This is a genomic window from Roseofilum halophilum BLCC-M91 (genome assembly GCF_030068445.1).
GTDB lineage: Bacteria > Cyanobacteriota > Cyanobacteriia > Cyanobacteriales > Desertifilaceae > Roseofilum > Roseofilum halophilum.
On record NZ_JAQPOK010000094.1, the window covers coordinates 21,551 to 42,905 of the forward strand.

Consider the following 21,355-nt stretch of genomic DNA (forward strand, 5'->3'; position numbering starts at 1 on the left):
TGAATAATAAAATGCAAGTTTTCTCAGGAGACTTTTTTCAAAGAAACGAATCATAATAATGAAACTCAAAAGCCATGGATTTGAAGGTTAAGAATAGAGGGAGTATCTAGTAAATAAAACATCAATTTCTCAGCTATATTACGGAAGTTTTTAATGTTGAAGTTGTTGTAAAAAATCAATCAGGGGTTGCCAATTATCATCAACCATAATTGAATTCCACATGGCTTCGATCGCCGGTCTTAAGAGATCGACTGTCGGATTCGCCTTTTGCAGGCGATCGCCCATCTCAGCTAACTGTTCTTCCGAGTTTCGACCTAATATCCTATGATACAGGATTTTCCAAGCCTGCCATATATGACTGGGGCCAGCACTAGCCCAGTTGGGAATCCGATCGATTTGTGTTGACCAACTGGGATCGAAGCAATCCCGAAGACCGATAAAAAATTGTGGGTATCCTTTTTGTGTATCTTTGAGTAGTTTTACAGTTAGTTCGATCAACTCTTGGGCTTCAGATTCCTGGACTCGATGGGCTTCCAACCCTAAACGACGTAACATTAATTGTCGATAAGCCTGTTCATAATGAACATTAAATTGCTCTAAACTCTCTTTCATGGCCGTTTTAGGCACAACTTTACTCAGAGCCACACTGAGCAGTTCTAAATTCAGTTGACATACCAGGGGTTGATTGCCATAACTGTAGCGTCCTGAATAGTCGAAATAGGCGGCGGTAAAATTGGGGTCGTAATGGGGAATAAAGGCATAGGGGCCATAGTCGAAACTTTCACCGGTAATGGACATATTATCGGTATTTAAGACCCCATGACAAAAGCCTGCGGCCATCCATTGGGCGGCGAGTTGGGCGACTCGTTGCACCAGTCGATCGTAAAATCGGATGTAGCGCTCTGGTGCGGGTTCAGGTTTGACTAAGGGGAAGGGAGCGGGATAATACTGTTCGATGACATGATCTAAGAGTTGGGTAATTAAATCCGATCGCTCGAAATATCGCAGTCTTTCAAATGTGCCAAAGCGGATATGGGAGCGACTCCAGCGTACCATCACGCACGATCGCGTCGGAGAGGGTTCATCCCCTCGCCATAAAGACTCTCCCGTTTCGATAAGACTCAAACAGCGAGAGGTGGTAACCCCCAAGCGATGGAGCATTTCCCCGGCTAAGACTTCCCGTACTCCCCCTTTGAGGGTTAACCGGCCATCTGCGCCCCTAGAATAGGGAGTCATGCCCGATCCTTTTGTGCCAAAATCATACAGTTGGCCATCCACTGCTCGCACCTGGCCATACAAAAACCCCCGACCGTCACCTAACCAGGGGTTGTATTCTCCAAATTGATAGCCATGATACCGGAGGGCTAAACAGGGGAGAGAGCTGTTAAATTTACCGAAGAAGCCGATAAAATGGCGATCGCTCACCTGGTGGGGATCGAGTCCCATTTGCGGCAAGAGATCGTCATTACGCCATCGCAAAATATGTTCGGGAAATTTGGTGGCTGCTACGGGATCGTAATAATCATCCCCTAAGTTTTCTAGGGCACTTTCATAGTGCAAACTCAAAAAAGGATTGTTATCTACCGTGTTCGTCATTACTGTTCCTGATTATTGCCCTCTCCTATTCTGACTCAGAATCGCCCTCTTCTGCTTGTCCCACACGACGAATATTGAGAACATCGCTCATATTGCGGATTTGAGTAAACACGGATTCCAATTGGGGGCGATCGCGAATTTCCATGCCTAAGTTAATCACGGCCGGTTTTCCCGTCTGGGTTTTCACGTCCACATTCCGCACATTGATCCCTTGGTCGCTTAACCGGGAGAGAATATCCTTAAGAATGCCTACCCGGTCAATGGTTTGGATTTGCACTTGCACAATATAAGTCATAGCAGTGGGCGCATTTTTATGCTTCTTGCCATTCCAACTGACGGGGATCAGGCGATCGCCCTCCACATGCTCCACATTTTGACAGCCTTGGCGATGAATGGAAATCCCTCGCCCTCTGGTTACCACACCAATAATTAGCTCTCCCGGAATCGGATTACAGCATCCAGCCAGATAATAGAGTAACCCTTCAATTCCCACAATCGGAGAATGGCGATCCTCAGTCGGAGAGTGAGTCCCAGAAGATGAGGATGGAATCACCGCCTCACCTTTGAGTCCTTGCTTATCATGGTGATGATCCGGTTCTAGGGGTTGAGTGGCACGAATGGCATCCCGGAGACGGTTGACCACCAAATTTAAGGTCAGCTCGCCATACCCCAAAGCGGCTAACAGATCGTCCACCGAGTGATAATTACACCGTTCTACCACCCAATGCATGGGTTGAGATTTCAGCAGGGCTTCAAATCCCGGTTTACCCATTTCTTTTTCCAGCAGTTCCCGACCTCTAGCAATATTTTCGTCTCGATGCGATCGCTTGTACCATTGACGAATCCGGTTCCGCGCTCCTGCGGTTTTGACAAAATTGAGCCAATCTAAACTGGGATGGCTATTTTTTTGCGTCAAAATTTCCACAATATCGCCATTTTTCAACACCGTACTTAAAGGAACCATGCGCCCATTCACCCTGGCTCCAGCGCAATGGTTCCCCACTTCCGAATGGATGCGATAGGCAAAATCCACCGTTGACGATCCTGAAGTCAGGGACAGCACATCCCCACGGGGGGTGAACACATAAACATCATCTTCAAATAGATTATCCTTGATACTCTCCAGATATTCCTGAGCATCCTTGAGATCGTTTTGCCAATCGAGCAATTGACGGAGCCAAGTAAATTTTTCATCCGCATCCGTCATTTGGCTATAGTTCGATCCCCCTTCCTTATATTTCCAATGGGCTGCAATCCCATATTCTGCCACCTGATGCATTTCCTGGGTACGGATTTGCACTTCTAGGGGCCGACCTGTGGGGCCAATCACCCCCGTATGCAAGGATTGATAGCGGTTAGGTTTGGGCAGGCCAATATAGTCCTTAAATCGACCGGGGATCGGTCGGAAGGAGTCATGAACGATCGCCAGAGCGCGATAGCATTGGTCATGGCTTTGGGTAATCATGCGAATCCCCGCAATATCGAAAATTTCGTGAAATTCCTTTTGCTGCTGTTGCATTTTGCGATAAATGCCATACAGATGTTTGGGACGGCCGCTAATTTCTACGTTGTCGATCCCAATCTGTTCCAGGCGAATCTGTAAAACCTCTATCACATTATCGAGACGACTTTCCCGGTCTGCTCGCTTTTCTGCCACCAGGCATTGCACTTCCCGATAGGACAGGGGTTCCAAATACTTAAAGGCTAGGTCTTCGAGTTCCCATTTGATCCGCCCGATCCCCAAACGATTGGCTAAGGGAGCAAAGATTTCACGGGTTTCTAAGGCGATCGCCCGTTGTTTATCCTCTTTCATAAATTCTAGGGTTCGCATGTTGTGAAGTCGGTCGGCTAACTTAACCACAATCACCCGAATATCTTGGGCCATGGCCAAAAACATGCGCCGAAAGTTTTCCGCTTGCCGTTCCGTTTTGCTGGAAAATTTAAATTTGGAGAGTTTGGTTACGCCTTCCACCAAGTGGCGGACTTCTGAACCAAACCGCTCTTCTAGTTCTTCTGGGGTAACATCCGTATCTTCGACCACATCATGGAGAAAACCGGCCGCAATCATGGGGGCACTTCCCCCAAGTTCGCGCAATAATCCTGCCACTGCGACGGGATGAGAAATATAGGCTTCTCCTGACTTTCGGTATTGCCCTTGATGAAGTTGGTAGGCAAATTCAAAGGCTTCTCGAATTAAGCGCTGATCTTCTGGGGATTGACAGACAGGGATGGGTTCAACTGGAGATTGATCTGGGTTTAAGCAGGCTGTTAACCAGTTGGGGAGAGTGAGATCGAGGGAGTTGGATTCAGTGAGCGTTTTCATAGCGGGTGGATGTTCAGGGATGATCGATACAATAGCGAATTTAGTCTCGGAACCCACCCAAGGGTGTTACGATTACGAGAACTCGATGATGGGAATGGAAAAATAGCTGGTGGTGGAGTTAATGCTGAGGTTTACCCTGATGTTGGGTTACCTCTAATGCTCTGTTATTTAATACTATAACTTTACACCTCTAAAAAAAGCGAGGGGATGAAAGACCCGTATGTTATCGAAAGAGCATGTACAGATTTACCAGAATTTTCTGGACATTTTAAAGAAAGTTTTAATGTTGTCCACAACTGAGACGACTCCAGACCGATTAATCCCAGCTTGTGAGGAAGTTCGGGATTTTTTTGGGCAACAGATTGCACTTTTGTCTTGGGATGAACATTATCCCGTCTCTGAGATGGCGTGGCAGTCGATTCAAACGGAGATGCATAAACAGATTAAACTATTGGTAACTGAGACTACATTTTACCAAATGAGTCGCCAGACATCGGCGAAACAGCAGAGAAAAAATAAGATCGGTAATTATACTCAGACCTTGATTCGCTATTGTGAGATCCTGTTAGGAGCTGGGGATTAAGGGCTGGCGGGTAAGGTAATGGTAAAGGTGGTTCCTTGGTTCACTTGGCTGTCTAGGTGAAGGGTTCCGTTGTGTAAATCTACGCATTTTTTGACAATGGAGAGTCCGAGACCGGTTCCGCCAATGTTGCCAATATTGCTCCCTCGATGGAAGGAGTCAAATAGATGCTGTTGCTCGGATTCGGGAATACCAATGCCTCGATCTTGGATCTGAAATTCCATGGTGTTATTGAGGTCTCGCAGGCGAATTAATACTTTACTACCCTGGGGAGAATACTTGATGGCATTGGAGAGTAAATGAACTAACATTTGTTCGATTAAGCGGCTATCGAGCATCCAGGAGCTTACAGAGTGTTGGGGCAGAAATTCTAGGGAATATTGGGGGCCGGCGATCGCCTGCATTCGGGCGATCGCTTGTTCAAACAGGGGAATGACTTCCACCAGCGTGGGGTTAAATTCCAACAAGCCAAAATCTGCATCTTTGATAAACAGAACATCCTCTAAGAGGCTGATCATATGGCTAATGGCTTTATGAATGCGGTCAAAATGTTTGTTCTGTTTTTGCTTATCCCACTTATCTCGATAGCGCTCTAACATCCCTACGGATAAGCCAATGGTGGTGAGGGGGGTTCGATATTCATGGGAAATGGTGGTGATAATCCGGGATTTTAGCTCATTGAGGGCTTGTAAATGATTTAAGGATTGATTTAAATAGGGGTCGATTAAGCAGCGATCCTGGGGGTTAGAAATGCACAGTAAGCTGGCAATGCGTTTGTTGAGCAGTTGAGGATGAAGGGGTTTGGGTAAAAAATCATCTGCTCCCATTTCCAAAATTTGGCTAATAAAGTCGGGTTGTTGGCAGTCGCTGATGACTAAAATGGCTGGTGGGTAAGGTTGGCCACCTTTTTGATAGGCGATCGCCTCTTTGAGTTGCTGCACGTTGCGATCGCGAACATCAACAATAATCAGATGGGGTTGCTCATTCGAGAGTTCTGCCATCTCACTAACGGTTTGAGTCACATACTGATGTGGCGGGATTTCCTCCATTGCAGGGGGATGGATTGATAAACTCAGCTCTTGGGCTAACGGAGGGTCTGCCTCCACAATTAGAATCAATGAAGACATCAGAGATTAGTTATCCGGCTTAGAGGGAACTTCAGTTAATTAAGGGTGACTTTAGGAGATGGATGCCAGTAGACTTCCCTATTTTTACTTATGCTAGATGCTTCTTCAAGGGCATCATACCCTAATTGATGCCAACTCCCTATACAAAACTGGACTGGCCCTCTAAGCTTAACCCGTGGGTTTGAATGGTATTGCGTCCCTGAGCTTTCGATTGATAGAGAGCTTCATCGGCGTTAATGAGTAATTGGTAGGGTTCAATCTCCACTTGAGGTATTTTACAGGCAACGCCTAGGGATAAGGTGAGGTGGGAACAGATGGGGGAAGCTAGATGTTCCATGTGCATAGAGTTAATTTGCTGCTGAATCTTGTTCGCGACTTGGAGAGCGCCTTGGAGGGGAGTATAAGGGAGAACGACTACAAATTCTTCCCCACCATACCGAGCGACTAAATCGGCTGGACGTTGAGCAGAGGAGGCGATCGCCTGGGCAACGTTCCGTAAGCAGTCATCTCCGGCTTGATGTCCGTAGGTATCATTATAGAGCTTGAAATGATCGATATCGCATAAAATAATCGATAGGGGAGCGCCCTCGCGAGCGAGTCTGCGCCATTCCACGGCTAAATATTGATCGAAGCGTCGCCGGTTGGCGATACCGGTTAAGCCGTCTAGGGTTGCCATTTGGTGTAGCATTTGATTGGTTTGGGCCAGTTGTTGATACAGTTGCCCTTGGCGGATGGCGATCGCCACTTGATGAGTGATTTTTTGCAGTAATTCTAGTTGTTCTTCTGGCCAAGAGCGAGGCGATCGGCAATCCTGTAAAGCTAACAGACCCCACAGAGACTCTGGGGTTTTTTGCAGTAACTCTTGTGGAGACTCCATCCCCATGTCTCGATCCGGTAAGGGTAACTCAAAGCACTTGATTTGAATCACCAATTGAGATTTCACCTGCCACTGGTGTAACTTTTCTTCAAAGGCAGAACGAGCTTGGGGCGAAATTTGTTCAATCACCCCCAATTTTAAGTCAGAGGTTTTCCCATAATCTAGCACCTCTTCTAGGTTCACATTTTCGATCGTTTCCCCAACCACTGAGCCACAACCGGCAGCAACGGATTCTACCAAAACATTTAAACTCGCTTCTGATTGCACGCTATAAATCAACACTCGATCTACTTGCAACAGTTTACGCACTTCACGAACCGTGGTTTTTAATATTTCTTCTAAATTGAGAGATTGGCGAATTTTTTGAGTGATAATGCTAAATATTTTTTCCTGTTGTGCTTGTTTTCTTAAGATTAATTCCACCTGCTTGGTATCGGTAATATCCCGACCGACTGCTTGATATTCGGCCAGGGTTTTCTGGGAGGTAAAAATCCCGCGAATCGTCCAGGATTGCCAGATTGCAGGGACATTCTGGGAAGAAATCGGTAATTCTAGAGTCACTGTCGGACTGTTGAGCGTGATTTGTTCCAACTTTTTCTGAAGTTGAGACCAGTCTCGATCGAACAGTCCATAGGAAATACGTTGACCCACTAAGGCTTCCGGTTCCTGATGGCAAAATAAACTAAAGGCTCGGTTAATAAAGGTAATGGTTCCATCAGCTAAAAACCGACAAATAAATTCCGTTTGATCTTCAATAATTCCTCGGTAACGGGCTTCACTTTGCCGTAATTTTTCTAGAGTTTCTTTGCGTCTGATCGCATAATGAATGGCGCGGGTGAGCATATTTGGGCGCAATTCATTCTTAAAAATATAATCCTGGGCCCCCGCTTTCAGGGCAGAGATTGCCGTTACTTCGTCGTCTAAACCCGTCAGCACAATCATGGGAATATGGGGTGCTTGTGCATACATGGTTTGACAAGTTTCTACTCCTTTAGCATCGGGTAAAGACAAGTCTAATAAAATTACTGCATAGGAATTTTTGATCGCCGATTCGATGGCTTGGGCCAAAGTTTCCACGCGATCGATTTGGTAATGACACCCTTGTGTCCTCTGGAGTAAGGTTTCAATCAGACGAACATCGGCAGGATTATCTTCAATCAATAGTACATTTAGGGTAACTTGATTCACGCGGTTTAATCCTTGACCATCTTCAATGCAAAGGGGGAATCGATAATTATTTTATATTATACATAACTCCCTTTTTGACCTGCCTTGATGTCTGAACCGTTAATACTTAACTTTTTGTAGTCTAAATGACATTTTTGATAACAGGCAACTTCTTCTAAGGTTAAAATATTGTGCCGGATATGGGGGGAAGCTTAACGGAAGTTAACCAAAATTGTTCGACCAGATGTATCAAGTGTTGGAACTGATCGAACGAAGAGGGTTTCTTTAGATAGCAATTGGCATAGTTTTGGTAACTTGAGAGAATATCGGCTTCGTTTTCTGAGTTACTGAGCATGATGACGGGAATCACCCGCAGAGAGAGATCGGCTTTAATTTCGGCTAAGACTTCTAAACCGCTTTTAGTGGGTAATTTAATATCTAAGAGAATGATATGGGGCTGTGGACTGTGGTTATAGGGTTCATGGTGATGCAAAAAGGCGATCGCCTGTTCTCCACTCTCTACCACATGGAGCTGATGTTCGATCGAGCCTTTGCGAAATGCCTGCACCATCAAGGCAGCTTGACTGGGCGAGTCTTCGACCAACAAAATATGAATGGGTTCAGAACTAAAATTCAAAGTACATGCATCATCATTAAGTGCGATTAGGGATTGTAAAGTAAAAGGTGGCTCCCTGGTTAAGGTTGGACTCTACCCAAATTTTTCCTCCATGACGGGCAATAATTTTATGACAGATAGCCAAGCCAATCCCTGTACCGGCAAAAGCGCTTTGGGAATGGAGTCTTTGGAAAATGGCAAAGATGCGCTCGGCATAACGGGGATCGATGCCAATGCCATTATCCTGTACCCAAAAGAGCCAATGGGAATCTTGAGGTTTGGCTCCGAGGTGAATGTTCAAGGGGCGATCGCCGCGAAACTTCAGGGCGTTACTACATAAATTTTGCCACAGTTGCACCATCTGGGAGCGATCGGCGTAAATTGTGGGTAAGGGATCGTGGGTTAGGGTGGCACAACTTTCCTCGATCGCGACGTTTAAGTTGATCAAAACCTGCTGTCGCACGTCCTCAAGATCGGTGGGCAGCATCTCTTGAGCGCAAGTTCTCACCCGCGAAAAGGCTAATAAATCCTGAATTAACCCTTGCATTCGCTCTCCTTCACTGAGGATAAAGTGCAGATAGTTTTCGCCTTCACCATCGAGAAGATGACCATAATCTTCTTTCAACAGTTGACTGAAACTGACGACTCCTCGCAGGGGTTCCTGTAAATCATGGGAGGCTATATAGGCAAATTGCTGTAATTCGGCATTAGAACGGGCTAATTCTTCCTGTTGGCAGATTTGTTGGGCGATCGCCTCTTGTTGTTCAAGTTGCGCTTGTTGACGGGCAGTATGGGTATAGAGCATTTCCCCGACAACCTGTAAAATTCTGCCATCTTCGACTGACCATTGTTTGGGGTTCTCACCATTGGACTCGCATTTAATTTGTCCCCAGAGTCTTCCCGATGCAGTCCAAATGGGAACGGCTAAGAGGGAAGCAATTTGCAAAGATTGTAAATAGGCTTTCTCTGCCTGGGCGATCGCCGGGAGTTCCTCAAGGGAATTGATAATCAAAATATCCTGTTGACGCAGCCTCTCAAACCACCAGCTAAAAGGAGCCACCTCCAGGTTTTGAAACCGATCGCGAAAGGATACACTCTCACGATTCAACCATTCATCGGTAAGACTCAATTGGGTTTCTTCTGGGTTTAACCGAATGAGATACACTCGACTCGCTCCCATTGCTTCACCGAGTATACCCAAGAGATCGTCAAAATCGAGGGTATCATGGCGGGTTAACCATTTAGAAACTTCTGATAAAGCTGTTTCCAGTTTGAGACGATATTTTAATTCTTGCTCCGCTTGTTTGCGATCGGTAATATCTTCTGCAATGCCCGCCACTCGTTCAATATTCCCCCATTGATCTTCGATGGGAAACGCCCGATCCCAAATCCACCGCGTTTTGCCATTCGGACAACGAATCTGATATTCACAAAAGGTATAGTTACCTTGAATTTGTTGCTCTAAGGTTTGCTTGACTCGATCGCGATCCTGGGGATCGACCGTCTCTAACCAGGAAAAATGAGGCTCATAGACTTCTGAGAGCGATCGCCCCCAAACCTTTTCATAGGCAGGACTGATATATTCAATCTCATAGGGATGAGTCGTCGCCAACCAAAAGACATCTTGAACATTATCAGCCAACTGGCGAAACCGTTGTTCGCTTTCCCGGAGCGCTTCTTCCGCTTGTCTTCGTTCGGTAATATCGCGAATACTCACCACATAAACGGGTTCACCCAACCAATAGGTTTGAGACACACTCATTTCCCCCACCCCCATTACATGGTTCCCTTGGATTAAATCCAGTTCCGTCACACTGTCCACAGTCAGGGGTTGACCGAATTCATGATGGATTAAGCTGGAAATGGGACGATTAAACAACTGAGCGGCTGCGGGATTCACAAACTGAATGATCCCCTCAAGATCGACAATCAGTAAGCCATCGGAAGCGCTATTAATAATGGTGTGCAGTCGCGCCTCACTTTCCCAGAGTTGCAGTTCAATCAACTTATGGGTGGTAATATCAATGGCTGTCCCTAAAATTTCGATCGGAACCCCTTGTGCATCCCGCTTAAAGACCATATTGCGCGATCGCAGCCACACCCAAGACCCATTCTGATGGCGCATTCGATATTCCACCTCCTGAATTTCTCCATCGGCTAACCTTAACCACTCCTGTTTGATATTTTGAACTAACTCTAATTCATCGGGATGATAAATATCCTTCAAAAAATAAGTATCTTGGGAGTACATATCTTCGGGAGAATAACCCGAAATACCTTCTAGGGAACGATTGACATAAATATTTTTCTCCTGTTGTAAATCATACAAATAGAGCAATTCGGGGGAGGCATCCGTCAGTTGTTCAATAAAGCGTTTACTTTGGCGTAATTCTTCCTCTGTACGCTTGCGATCCGTAATATCTCGATAAATACTCAAATACCAATGTCGCTCTTCTTCCCAAATAATCGACGTAGAAACCAATAAAGTTTTCTGTTGCCCATCCTTGGTGTGAATTACCGTTTCTACATCCTCTATTTTACCGCGATCGCGCACTTGCACAATCTGATCGGTAACTTTACTTAATTTTTCTGGGTTAGGATACAATAAACTTAAAAAATTATCAGCTTTATTGGCTTCTTCCTGAGAATATCCTGTCAGGCTTTCCATCTTAGGATTAAAAATACTAAAATATCCCCGTTCATCACTGAGCGTAATCCCTTCTCCCACTGTCTTAATTACTCTTAATAGACGGTCTAATAATCCTTTGATGAGATTAGAGTTTTGCTTTTGAGCCGTAATATCTGTATCTGTACCCGCCATTCGATAAGGCTTACCTGCACTGTCTCGAAACGCAATTCCCCGTGCTAAAATCCAGCGAATACTGCCATCCTTATGCACCATCCGATGCTCGACTTCATACAGAGGATTTAAACCCTCTAAATGCTCTTGAGCTAACTTCATCGTCATTTCTCGATCGTCAGGATGAACTAAGGCTATCCAAGATTCAATGCAATTGGTAATTTCTTCATCTGAGTATCCCAAAATTCCTTTTAAGTTGGGAGAGATATACATTTGATTGGTTTCTAAATCCCAATCCCAAACACCCACTTGACTACTCGAAATTGCTAGGGTATACCGTTCTTCTGTTTGATTGAGTAAATGCCTTAATCTTTGATTTTCTTGAATGACTTCCTGTAATTGGGTTTGCACAAAATTGAAACGCTCCCAAATTTGAGGTGAACAAAAGTTTTTGTGCTGATGCCAAAATTCAAAACCAGAGTGTTCTGTAAACGGATAGTTTAACTGCTCTGCACTATTCATCACTAATTTCTCCGAATTATGATTAACCAGTACCCAGTTTGATTTTCCCAGTTTAAATTCATCCATCTATTGAGCGACAACTGAGGTTAAGTCTAAATGACTGGAATCGGTCAATAAAAGACAAATAGAGATATAGTGATTATTGAATGGGTTGAGATTTTTAATAATTAAATTCAATAAAATTAACAAATATTATTATATCTTTACGGATGAAGGTGACGATAACTAAGTAACCAATTGGCGATCGTTGCTCGGCGAGTTTGTCGTGGCCCAAACTCACCGATTTTATATCCCTTAAATCCTAATTCTTGTTTCAGAAGTTGTTTATTTTCTGGGGGAATCGAGCGAGTTAGTTTGAGGGTAGCTGGACGGGAAGCAATGAAATCAGGGGGTTCAGGATACACTTCCCCCCAATCATCCATTACTTGGCTGATATCCCAAGTTTGGTTATCTGCATTATAACGATAGCCCAAATAGTGCCACACTAATTCATTGACGATTCGATCGTCTAGGCTATCTTCTAGGGTTTCATCCACGATCGCCCAAATGGTTTCGTCCGTCAGCTCAGGTAAATTAGACATCATTGGAGTCTCGATCTAAGATGGAGTGAACAAGTCCAATTATAACCTCTTACCCCTCGTCGTTTACCTCTGGGTAATTAGTGAAATTTTCAAACCCTAGCCTCCAATATGTAACCCCATCAATACAAACCGCAAGGTAAAGATAGCCGCAATTCCCCATACCGCCGGGCGAACCTCATGCATTTTGCCTTGAAACGATTTGAGTAAAGGATAGGTGATAAATCCGATCGCCAAACCTTCGGCGATCGAAAAGCTCAGGGGAATAAACACCAGCGTCAGAAACCCAGGGATAGACTCGGCCGGATCGTCCCAATGAATTGACCGTACACTTCCCATCATCAGCACTCCAATAATCACCAATGCGGGTGCAGTGGCAAAGGGGGGAATACCGGAAATGAGGGGAATAAAGAAAATCGACAGGGCAAACAATGCAGCCGTCACCACAGCCGTAAACCCCGATCGCCCCCCTTCAGAAATTCCCGAAGCCGACTCAATATAAGTGGTTACCGTTGACGTGCCTAAAATCGCCCCTACCGTCGTGCCCACCGCATCAGCCATAAATGCTTGACTGGCTCTTGGCAATTCCCCCCGGTCATTAATTAAACCCGCTTTCATGCCAATACCCGCCAAGGTTCCTACGGTATCAAATAAATCTACAAACAGCAGCACAAACAAAATCGCCAACAGTTCCCAAAACGGAATTTGATTCAGGTTTCCCAAGCCCACCAACGCTTGACCAAACAAATCACTCGGCCATTGGGGAATCGCCAGGATACCAGTCGGTAGCTGGGCAACACCCAAAATCCAAGCCAAAACTGCCGTGGCCAAAATTCCTAACAATAGGGCCCCACGAATACGCCGAGCCAGAAACGCCGAGGTGATTATAATCCCAAAAATGGCGATTAAGGCGACTGGGTTACTCAAATCCCCCAAAGCCGTTGTGGTCACCTCATTGGCCACAATTAAGCCACCATTTTTCAGCCCGATGTAAGTAATAAATAAACCAATCCCAGCCGCAGTCGAGTGTTTGATACAAGCTGGAATAGCCGTCACCATGCGAGCGCGAATATTAAAGAGAGTTAAGGCAATAAAAATCAGCCCTTCCAGAAACACTGCTGTTAAGGCAACCCGCCAATCAATCCCCAATCTGAGGACAATAGAAAAGGCAAAATAGGCGTTCAATCCCATGCCTGGAGCGAGGGCAAACGGGTATTTGGCATAACATCCCATCACTAAAGAGGCGATCGCTGCCGAAAATGCCGTGGCAATCACCAATTCTCCGAATAAATCCCGACTTTCTTGTAAAAAAATGGCATTCGACAAAATATCCGGATTGACCACCAAAATATAGGCCATCGTAATAAACGTCGTTGCTCCAGCCAATACTTCTGTGCCCCAACTCGTATTTAAGGCCTTCCATTGGAAGAACTCACCTATCTTTTGTTCTAACGATAAGGAAGTAGACTGAGGGCGTTCCTGGTCTTCATTCATAAGTGTTCAAAACTAAACCATTTGCCACACCATACCACCCCCCGCTCCTCCCAATGAGCAACAGGGAATACAAAAAACAGGGCTGTCAGGAATCCCTAGAAAAGCCGATGATGAGATTTGAACTCACGACCTACCGATTACGAATCGGTTGCTCTACCACTGAGCTACATCGGCAATTGCCATCCTGTACTATAGCACATGCCTAGATTTTAGACTAGAATCTAGAGGGACTACGGAAGAGAAAAGCTTTAAACTCAACTTTGGATGACAGAACGTGCGTTTTGGTTGGCCTGGTCGCAATTCCCAAAGATGGGGCCGATTTTGTTACAACGAATGGAGGAGCATTTTGGTAGCTTGGCCGCAGCTTGGCAGGCAGAGGCGATCGCTCTCAGTGGGGTGGAAGGTGTGGGTCTCAAAACCGCAGAATCCTGGGTGCGCTATCGTCAAGGGATCGATCCGATCGCCTTTTTGCAGCAGCATTTACAAACAAATCCTCAGTTTTGGACTCCGAGCGATCGCCTTTATCCTCGCTTATTACTGGAAATCCCCAATCCGCCACCGGTATTATATTATCGGGGCATAGTGGAACCAGAAGACAATCAGGGACTCCGGCCCGCAGTAGCCATTGTGGGCACTCGCGAACCCACCGACTATGGCAGACGATGGACTTATCGCCTCAGTAGACAGTTAGCAGAACGGGGATTTACGATTGTTTCTGGCATGGCTCAAGGCATTGATACTCAAGCCCATCGGGGTTGTTTAGAAGGGGGAGGACGGACGATCGCCGTTTTGGGAACGGGAGTTGATATTATTTATCCTCCAGGCAATCAATCCCTTTATCATCAGATCCTCGAACAAGGGTTAGCCGTGAGTGAATATCCCACGGGAGTCCAACCCAACCGCGCCCATTTTCCCCAACGCAATCGGATTATAGCGGGCTTGAGTCGAGCAGTATTAGTGACTGAAGCACCAACCCAGTCAGGAGCCTTGATTACAGCCCGATTAGCGAATGAATTTGGTCGGGATGTTTATGTATTGCCCGGTCGCATTGACGATCGCAATTCTAAAGGATGTCTGGGTTTAATCAGTAAAGGGGCACAAGTGTTGATCCATGAAGGGTATTTATTAGAACTTTTATCCCAGATTCCGGAACTCGATCCGGCCATTCCTAGGGAAACAGCACCGACTCAACAGCTATCCCTGTTCCCTCCAGCTCCTGCACCTGCACCGATGCCCTCGTTACCCCCATTGCAACAAAAGGTATTGGAGGCAGTGAAGATGGAACCGACTTCCCTGGATGCGATCGTAGCCCAAAGCGGCTTAAGTTCGGCAGAAGTCTCCTCGACTTTAATTGAATTAGAGCTACTCGGATTGGTCTCCCAGTTACCCGGAATGCGATACCAGCGTTAAAACTGTCCTATACCAATGCAGATTTGAGAAATTTTCCCGATCTGTCTCTGATTTCTCTGAAAGGTAGCTCTGACGGCACAGTGAGCTAGGAACAACTGGCCCCAAGGGTATGTCCGTGGAACTATGCCAAACCTTATACTGTCAGTTTTTCCGGAACCGTTAAGGATTTTGCCTTTTATCGTAATGGATAGATTGAGGGTTTCAGAAACCCTTGGAAACAATGTTTTGATTGGATATTATGAAAGCTTCTACTATTCTCGCCCTTATTTTCAGTCTCTCAACCAGCCTTACGGCTTGGCAACCTGCTCATTCTACAACAGTCGAAGAGAAGGCTACCTCCGTAACTCCATCCTATGCTGTGATGGCAGAACCCATGGTCTGGAGAAGACTGCCTAAGCAGGAGCAAACGATTACGGCTTTAGATATTAGTCCGACCGGAGATTTTGTGGTGGGGGGTAGCGAAGAGGCGATCGTGCATTTATGGGATATCAGAGCGCAACAAGTGGTTCGCAGTTTGCACAGTCATACGGCAAAAGTAACTTCTGTGGTGTTTAGTCCCAATGGTCGCACGTTTGTCAGTAGCAGTATGGATAAAACGATTAAAATTTGGAATTTAGCTATGTTACGGCTAAAAATGACCATTTATACGGATCGTGAAATACATTCGTTAGCGGTGAGTCCCCACGGACAAACTTTTGCCAGTGGTAATGAAGATGGTACGGTAGAGATTTGGAACTTAAATACGGGTAAAAAAAGACGAGAATTTAGTACGCCGATGCACTCGGAGGTGGACGTTGCCTATAGTGAAGATGGTCGAGTGCTGGTTACTCGGTATCGCGATCGCGATATTGTCCATTTTTGGAATCCACTGACTGGGGATTTTTTAGGCTCTAATCTGGCTGAAGATCCCTGGAGTGTCAGCGATCGCCCAACGGATCGGGTTTGTGAAAATTTATCTCGGTGGTTAAATACACACAACCGTAGACAGATAGACGGATTTCAGGGTCAGCTTTGTGGAGCGATCGCTTCCACCTCTAAGGGCAGCTTTTTAGCTGACGTTGACCCCAATTATATTGTACTGTGGCGGTTTCCTAATCCTTTGAGATTTACGGCTAACCGGCCTTAGTTTACCTTTTGCGTTTTACGTCTACATCAATTGTTCCAGAATTTTTACAATCCCTCGATCGTCAAAATCTTCAGTCAGTTTGAGAATGCGATCGGCGAAATAAGTATACTCTTGGTTGGTCTCTTTCAATAATTGGGCTTGATATTCAATCTCTTCAATATCTCCAATTCTAGACGCTTTATACAAATGTTTTAATTCTTCAGGCGACGGATAAACCACGGATACATTATGCTCTTCTAAAACTGATTCTGGATCGGGGATGAGTTCATAAATCCACTCTAAATGTAAATACTTTTGCAAGCAAGCCAACAACTTTTCTAGATCGATCGGTTTAGGCAAAAATTCATCACAACCTGCCATAATTGCCCGATCTTGCTCCTCTGGAGATACACTGGCTGATGAACCAATAATGGGAAAAGATTGATAACCGGGTAAATGACGGATGGTCTCAGCCATTTGATAACCGCTCAATTCTGGCATCATTAAGTCAGTAACGATCAAATCTGGTTTTAATTCTTCCAGTAAAATCAAACCTGCCTGCCCATTTTCGGCCTCGATAATTTCAAACCCCAAAGACCTTAAAAGGTCAGTTAAAACGGAGCGATTCACTTGATGATCGTCAACAATCATCAGTTTTACCCGTTTACCTCGATAACCCACAATTTGTCCAGAGCTTGAAGCACTACCGGATTGTGAAGCGTCACTAGAGATGGGACATTCTAGCTCAAACCCAAAGGTACTGCCTTTTCCTAAAACACTCTCGACATGAATTTGACTGCCCATCATCTGTAGAATTTGGTGACAAATGGATAACCCTAATCCTGTGCCTTCAGAGCGTTTAGAGTGACTGCCCACTTGTTCAAAAGGCATGAAAATTTTCTCCGCTTCTTCTGGTGTCATTCCTACCCCTGTATCTTGAATTTCAAATCTGAGATTCACTGCATTAGAATTAGAGGATCGTCTGCTATCTACCAAAAAGGTCACCGATCCTTTTTCCGTAAATTTAACAGCATTTCCTAATAGATTAATCAAAACTTGGCGCAGACGCTTTTCATCCGCTACAATACTATGGGGTAAATTTTTCCCAGGCATATAATAAAATTCAATGCCCTTATTTTCTGCCCGAATCCGAATAATTTCGGAGACACTCAATAAGAATGAGTTTAAATGGAAATGTTTAGGATAGAGTTCTAGCTTACGGGCCTCAATTTTAGCGAGATCTAAAATATCATTAATCAGGTTCAGAAGATGGGAACCAGCTTGTTGAATGACGTTGACTCCTTTACGATATTGATTTAAGTCATGGGCCCGTTGTAGGATTTGGGCATAGCCTAAGATACCATTGAGGGGCGTGCGTAATTCATGGCTGATATTGGCCAGAAAATCGCTTTTGGCTTGATTGGCAGCATCAGCCGCTTCTTTGGCGGTTTTTAGATGTTCTTCGATTTGTTTATGATTGGTAATATCTACGCTAACGACCAACATTAAGGGGAGACCATTTTCTTGACTTCCTAAAGGGAGCTTAATACTTTGAAAATAAATTTCTTCTCCTGTCGGTTTTGTGAATCGTTCTTCAAAGACTTTGGGCACTTGTTGGATCATGACTTCACGGGCATGTCTTCGGTATTGCTCTAGATCTTCTGAGTTATGAATGAATTTTGCTTGGTTTTTGCCAATGATTTCTGGAATAGGGGTATTAAATAAATTGGCTAGGGCTTGATTGACTAAAACGAGATGTCCTTCCCAGTCTTTGACGTAAATGATATTGGGATCGGTGTCAATAATGAGACGTAAAAATGTTTTTTGCTGCTCAATTTCTTGCGTCCGTTGCTGGACTTGTTTTTCTAGTTTTTCGTTTTCTTGCTGTAAAGAATCAACCAAGGCTTTGACTTTTCCGGCCATTTGGTTGAAGGAAGAAGAAACGATATCTAATTCTTTAATATTTTTAAAGTTGACTTGGCGATCGAAATTGCCGTTGGCGATCGCCTCGGATGCTCTGGACAGACGGAGAATGGGTTGGGCGATCCATTGGGCGGTGAGGACTCCAAACCCTGTGGTCACGACTAAGGCGAGGAGACAAAGGATAATGGTTTGCTGGGTATGGGCATAGATCTGGCCCATAAAATCCGATTCTGGAAGCACAACCACAATCAGGAGATTGATGCCAAATTCATTATTGAGGGGCGTGACTTGTACAAATTGCTTTTGAGATTCTAGGGAAAAATCCAGTTGATGGGTGCGGTTGATGTCTGCTAAGGAGCCAAAATGGTTGATTAAATATTGAGTGGTTTCTCGAACTAGGGCAGAAGGGCTATAGATGGCTTTTTCTACACTCAGAGAGGTTAGATGGGCATTTTCCTCAGAGAAGGGGAGATCGCCTGAAGATGCGATCAATGCCCCGGAGGGATCGAGGATAAAGGTTTCTCCGGTTTGGCCAATTTTGATGTCGCCCAGAAAATCATTAATTTGGTCGAGAGCCAAATCGACGCTGATCGTGCCTAGGAGCCGATTTTGGGAGTCATAAAGGGGATGATAGGTGGACAGAACCGCCCGTTGACTGGTTTGCAGAACATGGATATCGTTCCAGGTGAGAGAGTCTGCGGGTTTGGTTGGGGGGAGCTGATAGGGAAGATGTAAATGAAAATTGAGCAGCGATCGCAACTTCTCTATTTTCTCTCCCTTGTCATTGGTTTGCCACTGCTCGGCCAAGAAATTGGTTTCAGCAGTAGCCACCGTTAGGGTAATCTCTCCGTCTACTTGCCGTTCAGCGCCGACTAAATGGCCATCTGCCGTTTCTAGACCAATAAACGCTAACTCCTCAAACTGATAGAGTTGGTTCCAGAAATGGACTTCTAGGGTGGAGATATCCTCCAGATCGAGCAAATTCAGCCGAATGGAGTCCACATTATTTTTGCTCACTCGAATCGGGGTTTCAATCAAAACCAGCAGTTTTTGCTCAATGCGAGCCACGACTTCATTGCGGAGCTGACGGGCTAAGTCGTTAACCGCCTGCTCTCCATTGCGTAGACTTAACCAACTGGTGAATCCAACTACCGCAAAGAGTTGGATCGTAAATGGAATGACCAGAACCCACCGTAAGGGCAGTTTAGGCCGATGAGTAATGGGTAAGGAGGTTTTCAGCATAAACCTGAAGAATGATCTGGACAATCCGTGTCTTAAGTTTAAGGGATTATTAAGCTGTTTGAACCAGGCAAAATAGGCTGAGGAAAGGATAAAAACACTAACTCACCTCCAAAATGATTTGTAATATGGGATACAAAAAATACAGGATTTAACCAGCCTATTCTAGCCTATTTTTTTATTTTGGGTTCGATCTACTCGTTTGCTTTGTTGTATAGGCTACAAAGTTACAGGAAAAATAGCTTGGTACATTTTAAGCGATCTGTTCCTGAAAGATCGATATTTACTTGGTTCCGAAGAGGCGATCGCCAGCATCTCCTAAGCCAGGTAAAATGTATCCATGCTCATCTAAGCCTTCATCAATGGCAGTGGTATAAATCGGAATATCTGGATGTTCTTCTTGAACATGATCTAATCCTTCAGGAGCAGCTAACAAGCACACAAATTTAATCGATGTTGGGTTAAGTTCTTTTAAGCGACCAATAGCAGCAACGGCCGTATTACCGGTAGCTAACATGGGATCGACAATAAACATATCTCGCTCTTCTACATCATGGGGAACTTTCAAATAATACTCAATCGGAATTAAGGTTCTAGGGTCACGATATAAGCCAATATGTCCTACCCGTGCCGAAGGAATTAATTCTAACATTCCATCTAAAATACCTTGTCCGGCTCGCATAATGGAAATCACTACCATTTTCTTTTCTGGCGCTAAAACGGGCGCTTGCATAACCCTTAAAGGAGTCTGGATTTCTTCTGATTTTAAGGGTAAATCCCTGGTCACTTCATAGGCCAGTAAGAGGCTGATTTCTTTGAGCAAAGAACGAAACTTGGCTGTACTGGTTTCCTCACGACGCATAAGGGTTAGTTTATGGGCAATGAGGGGATGATTGATAATGGTAATGCTGGACATTCGCAATGAGTCAGAAGTAATGAGTAATGAGTAAACCGTCGAAAACAGCCCTAGGTAAGAGTGAGCAGTTGATTAGTATAAGCTGTACCCGTTGAATTATGGCGTATCCATGGTTACCATTGAGTCCATGTTTCAATCTCTAATAGACTGGCAAGGAAACAACATGGTAGGGGCAGGTTTCAAACCTGCCCCTACCCCTATGGATGAACTGAGGTTGAATGACATGGAAGATTTACGGCGATCGCGATATGCATTCCGTAAACCTATACAGGAACTGAGGTTGAATTTGATGGAAGAGGATAATTGGCCTTGAATCTTCCTTAAATACCTACCCCTATATGGAAACTGAAGTTACATTAGATGGCAAAGATTAGCCAGAATTTCAATGAATTGGGGATATGACCAGTGTTCGGCGAAGAAAATTAATGCGGCTGCAAGGCTACGATTACACGCGATCCGGGGCCTATTTTGTCACCATTTGTGTAAAAGATCGGGTTTGTCTGTTTGGCGAAATTATCGATGGGCAGATGCATCTGAATCCCTATGGTGAAATTGTTCAGGCGGTGTGGGATGGCCTGGCGGATCATTACGATCATCTGGGATTGGATGTGTTTGTGATTATGCCAAATCATATCCACGCCATCATCGTTTTGCATGATGATGTAGGGGCGGGTTTGATTGTAGGGGCGGGTTTCAAACCCGCCCCTACAACCGACCCTGATGTAAAACCTGCCCCTACAGGCACACCGACAGAACAACCAACGAAAACCAAGAGGGCATCAAAACGGCATGGATTACCGGAAATTGTGCGGGCATTTAAAACCTTTTCCGCACGACGTATCAATGAATTGCGGCAGAATCCAGGAGTACCGGTGTGGCAGCGAAATTATTACGAACATATTATTCGTAATGAGGAATCCTTAGAGAGCATCCGCCGTTACATTGTCGAAAACCCGATGCGGTGGTCAGAAGATCGGGAAAATCCAAATAATCCCATTGTAGGGGCGGGTTTGATGTAGGGGCGGGTTTGATGTAGGGGCGGGTTTGATGTAGGGGCGGGTTTGATGTAGGGGCGGGTTTGA

General features: G+C 45.0%; 15 protein-coding genes and 1 tRNA gene. 5 read left to right on the plus strand and 11 right to left on the minus strand.

What is annotated here, in order from left to right; all coding sequences use genetic code 11:
• Nucleotides 1-150: 150 nt before the first annotated feature.
• Both PJF56_RS12940 and PJF56_RS12945 read right to left on the minus strand, forming a co-directional pair.
• The gene (locus tag PJF56_RS12940) at nt 151-1,596 is read right to left on the minus strand and encodes a protein adenylyltransferase SelO (protein ID WP_283763096.1); all 1,446 of its coding nucleotides are present in this window, start codon (nt 1,594-1,596) and stop codon (nt 151-153) included.
• A gap of 25 nt (nt 1,597-1,621) precedes the next feature.
• Nucleotides 1,622-3,919, minus strand: coding sequence for a RelA/SpoT family protein (locus PJF56_RS12945; protein ID WP_283763097.1), 2,298 nt, complete (start codon nt 3,917-3,919; stop codon nt 1,622-1,624).
• A 220-nt stretch (nt 3,920-4,139) separates the two neighbouring features.
• Between PJF56_RS12945 and patD the strand changes: the two genes are divergently transcribed.
• Entirely contained in the window at nt 4,140-4,502 is a 363-nt protein-coding gene (patD, locus tag PJF56_RS12950) for a heterocyst frequency control protein PatD (protein WP_283763098.1), read from the plus strand.
• Here the strand turns inward: patD and PJF56_RS12955 are convergent.
• From PJF56_RS12955 to PJF56_RS12985, 7 genes are all read right to left on the minus strand, one after another.
• The gene (locus tag PJF56_RS12955) at nt 4,499-5,626 is read right to left on the minus strand and encodes an ATP-binding response regulator (RefSeq protein WP_283763099.1); all 1,128 of its coding nucleotides are present in this window, start codon (nt 5,624-5,626) and stop codon (nt 4,499-4,501) included. The two genes, patD and PJF56_RS12955, sit on opposite strands and share 4 nt — an antisense overlap.
• 139 nt (nt 5,627-5,765) lie before the next feature.
• Nucleotides 5,766-7,691, minus strand: coding sequence for a diguanylate cyclase (locus tag PJF56_RS12960; protein ID WP_283763100.1), 1,926 nt, complete (start codon nt 7,689-7,691; stop codon nt 5,766-5,768).
• A 160-nt stretch (nt 7,692-7,851) separates the two neighbouring features.
• Entirely contained in the window at nt 7,852-8,307 is a 456-nt protein-coding gene (locus tag PJF56_RS12965) for a response regulator (protein WP_283763101.1), read from the minus strand.
• 16 nt (nt 8,308-8,323) lie between these two features.
• Nucleotides 8,324-11,608, minus strand: coding sequence for a PAS domain S-box protein (locus tag PJF56_RS12970; protein ID WP_283763102.1), 3,285 nt, complete (start codon nt 11,606-11,608; stop codon nt 8,324-8,326).
• Between the two features lie 203 nt (nt 11,609-11,811).
• Complete coding sequence (locus PJF56_RS12975; protein WP_283763103.1) at nt 11,812-12,189, minus strand: DUF1823 family protein; 378 nt, start codon at nt 12,187-12,189, stop codon at nt 11,812-11,814.
• 96 nt (nt 12,190-12,285) lie between these two features.
• A complete protein-coding gene (locus PJF56_RS12980) occupies nt 12,286-13,680 on the minus strand; it encodes an NCS2 family permease (RefSeq protein WP_283763104.1) in 1,395 nt (464 codons plus the stop codon).
• Between the two features lie 102 nt (nt 13,681-13,782).
• A tRNA-Thr gene (locus PJF56_RS12985) sits at nt 13,783-13,854 on the minus strand.
• 90 nt (nt 13,855-13,944) lie between these two features.
• Between PJF56_RS12985 and dprA the strand changes: the two genes are divergently transcribed.
• Both dprA and PJF56_RS12995 read left to right on the plus strand, forming a co-directional pair.
• The gene (dprA, locus tag PJF56_RS12990; RefSeq protein WP_283763105.1) at nt 13,945-15,090 is read left to right on the plus strand and encodes a DNA-processing protein DprA; all 1,146 of its coding nucleotides are present in this window, start codon (nt 13,945-13,947) and stop codon (nt 15,088-15,090) included.
• A gap of 238 nt (nt 15,091-15,328) precedes the next feature.
• The gene (locus PJF56_RS12995; RefSeq protein WP_283763106.1) at nt 15,329-16,216 is read left to right on the plus strand and encodes a WD40 repeat domain-containing protein; all 888 of its coding nucleotides are present in this window, start codon (nt 15,329-15,331) and stop codon (nt 16,214-16,216) included.
• 21 nt (nt 16,217-16,237) lie between these two features.
• Here PJF56_RS12995 and PJF56_RS13000 read toward each other — a convergent pair whose 3' ends face one another.
• Together PJF56_RS13000 and upp are read right to left on the minus strand one after the other, a co-directional pair.
• Nucleotides 16,238-19,360 carry an ATP-binding protein gene (locus PJF56_RS13000; protein ID WP_283763107.1) on the minus strand — a complete coding sequence of 1,041 codons (3,123 nt, stop codon included), beginning with the start codon at nt 19,358-19,360 and terminating at the stop codon, nt 16,238-16,240.
• Between the two features lie 280 nt (nt 19,361-19,640).
• Nucleotides 19,641-20,273 (minus strand): uracil phosphoribosyltransferase, encoded by a 633-nt coding sequence (gene upp, locus PJF56_RS13005; RefSeq protein WP_283763108.1) that lies wholly within the window; start codon nt 20,271-20,273, stop codon nt 19,641-19,643.
• A 127-nt stretch (nt 20,274-20,400) separates the two neighbouring features.
• Here upp and PJF56_RS13010 point away from each other — a divergent pair, with 127 nt between their 5' ends.
• Nucleotides 20,401-20,586, plus strand: coding sequence for a hypothetical protein (locus PJF56_RS13010; protein ID WP_283763109.1), 186 nt, complete (start codon nt 20,401-20,403; stop codon nt 20,584-20,586).
• A gap of 85 nt (nt 20,587-20,671) precedes the next feature.
• Nucleotides 20,672-21,292: a transposase gene (locus tag PJF56_RS13015; protein WP_283763110.1), complete on the plus strand. Its 621-nt coding sequence runs from the start codon at nt 20,672-20,674 to the stop codon at nt 21,290-21,292.
• Nucleotides 21,293-21,355 lie beyond the last annotated feature (63 nt).